The following is a 2,257-nucleotide window of genomic DNA, read 5'->3' as shown; positions in this document are numbered from 1 at the left end:
CGTAAGTATTAAAATGAAGCTACGGGATAACCGTGATACTTACGAAAGGAGGACATGTTAATGTCCAAAGAAAAACAAATTTTACAGCTCCGCCTTGACGGATTCAGCCAGCGGAGAATTGCGGATACGTTAAAAGTATCCCGAAACACAGTAGCCAGGGTGGTAAAGGCCTGCGATGCCCACCCGATTAATGAGCAGGAGCTTCAGGCCATTGACGAATCAAAACTGCATCAGCATCTCTTTCCGGAAGAAACACAGATCCCAGTAATGACACTACCGGATTATGATTACATCCATAAGGAACTGCTGAAAAATGGGGTGACCTTAAAGCTGCTCTGGGAAGAATATCTTGACACGTGTCGGCATACCCAAAGACCGCCTTATATGTATTCTCAATTCTGCAAGCTTTATCAGGAGCATGTCAATCAGAACCGGCTCACCATGCATATCCACCATAAACCCGGGGATAAAATCATGGTTGACTGGGCGGGAACACCCCTGCCGCTTTATGATCAGGTCACGGGAACAAGCTGTAAAGTTTATCTCTTTGTGGCAACCCTGCCGTTTAGCATGTATTGCTATGCGAAAGCCTGTCTGACCATGAAGGAAGAAGACTGGATCAATGCCCATATCAGTATGTATGACTATTTTGGTGCATCGACCCGATTGCTCATTCCCGATAACCTGAAGGTAGGCATTCTGAGTCATAAGAAGCATGAAGATCCCGTCATCAATCGGGCCTATCAGGAACTGGCTGATCATTATCAGACCGGGTTGTTGCCGGCCCGGATCTTATCTCCCAAAGATAAAGCCGCGGTGGAAGGTTCGGTTGGTCTGCTGACGAATCATGTGATGGGAAAACTCCGCAACCGGCAATTTTTTAGTATCCATGAAATGAATCGAGCCATACTGAAAGAGCTGGAACGATTCAATCATGCCGATTTTCAGAAAAAGGATGGTTCCCGTTATTCAGTATTTCAACAAGAAGAATTACCCTTTATGCAGCCACTTCCGAAATTTCCCTTTGAGTTTGCCCAGTGGAAAACCGCCACGGTTCAGCTGAACTACCATGTTTCAATCGATCAACAATATTATTCGATCCCCTATGAATACGTCCGGAAAAAAGTGGATCTCCGCTATACCCGAAATATCATTGAAGTTTTCTATAAGGGAACCCGGCTTTGCAGCCATCGGCGGCTGTATGGCCGACGGGGTCAGTATTCAACCAATGTCGACCACATGCCGATCAACCATCAACTTTACAGTGAATGGGATTCGGCCCGATTTTTAAGATGGGCCGACGATATTGGCCCATCGACAAAAGCCGTGGTTCAAAAGATGTTCGACTCTTATCGGGTGGAGGAACAGGCCTACAAAGGCTGTTTGTCTCTCTTAAAACTGGCCGATCACTATTCAGCCGAGCGACTGGAAAGCGCTTGCGGGGCGGCACTAGAATACATTCCCAATCCCCGCTACAAAAATATTAAACTGATTCTGGAATCCGGACAGGATTCGGTCGCTAGAAACAAAAAACAACCGACATCACAATCATCTCCGGATGAGATCAACAAATATGCCTATGTCAGGGGACCGGCTTATTACGGGGGTGACAGCGATGAATAATGATACGTTGAAAAAGCTGAAAACCATGCGGTTGCCCGTTTTTGCCCAATGTTACCAGAACCAGCTTGAAGATGAAATGACCTATCTTTCCATGTCATTTCAGGAACGTCTGGCTCTGATGGTCGATGCGGAGTATGATTCCCGACACAACAACAATATCAAACGGCTCATCAAGGAAGCTAAATTTAATAATTCAGCAGCTTTTCTGGGAAATATCGAATATCTGCCGGATCGTCATTTGAATCGCGAACTGCTGGAAAGTCTGGCAAGCAACGAATACATTCGCCAGGGGCAAAACGTCATTCTGGTTGGCGCCACCGGTTGCGGCAAAACCTATATTTCCAATGCACTGGGGGTAAATGCCTGCCAATCCGGTTATAAAGCACGCTATATTCGCTTACCAGATCTCTTTTGTGCTTTCGAAGCTGCACGGATTCAAGGAAAATACCATCATCTGCTCAATCAATTCAGAAAATGTTCCCTGATGATCCTGGATGAGTTTCTGCTTGTTCCCACTACGGATACACAACAGCGTGATCTGCTGGAGCTGATGGAAATCCGTTGTGGCCTAGACGTCCACAATTTTCTGTTCTCAATTTACTGCCGAAGGTTGGCATGAACGCCTGGGCAGCGG

Annotated in this window: 2 protein-coding genes; both read left to right on the top strand. The window is 46.3% G+C overall.

Translation table 11 applies throughout. The features are described 5' to 3' along the window. The first annotated feature begins 60 nt into the window (after positions 1 to 60). The gene (gene istA, locus U2P91_RS17790) at positions 61 to 1,623 is read left to right on the top strand and encodes an IS21 family transposase (protein ID WP_263993112.1); all 1,563 of its coding nucleotides are present in this window, start codon (positions 61 to 63) and stop codon (positions 1,621 to 1,623) included. Further along, complete coding sequence (locus U2P91_RS17785; protein ID WP_242988548.1) at positions 1,616 to 2,242, top strand: ATP-binding protein; 627 nt, start codon at positions 1,616 to 1,618, stop codon at positions 2,240 to 2,242. Before istA ends, U2P91_RS17785 begins: the two co-directional genes overlap by 8 nt. Positions 2,243 to 2,257: the final 15 nt, after the last annotated feature.

This window comes from Acetobacterium sp. K1/6 (assembly GCF_034438075.1).
GTDB classification, from domain to species: Bacteria; Bacillota; Clostridia; order Eubacteriales; family Eubacteriaceae; genus Acetobacterium; species Acetobacterium carbinolicum.
Note: the sequence above shows the minus strand (reverse complement) of the source record. Positions and strands in the feature narration are given on the sequence as shown.

Excerpts from the sequence above, each read along its gene's own strand:
- istA (WP_263993112.1), top strand. The coding sequence starts at position 61 with ATGTCCAAAGAAAAACAAATTTTACAGCTCCGCCTTGACGGATTCAGC.
- U2P91_RS17785 (WP_242988548.1), top strand. The coding sequence starts at position 1,616 with ATGAATAATGATACGTTGAAAAAGCTGAAAACCATGCGGTTGCCCGTT.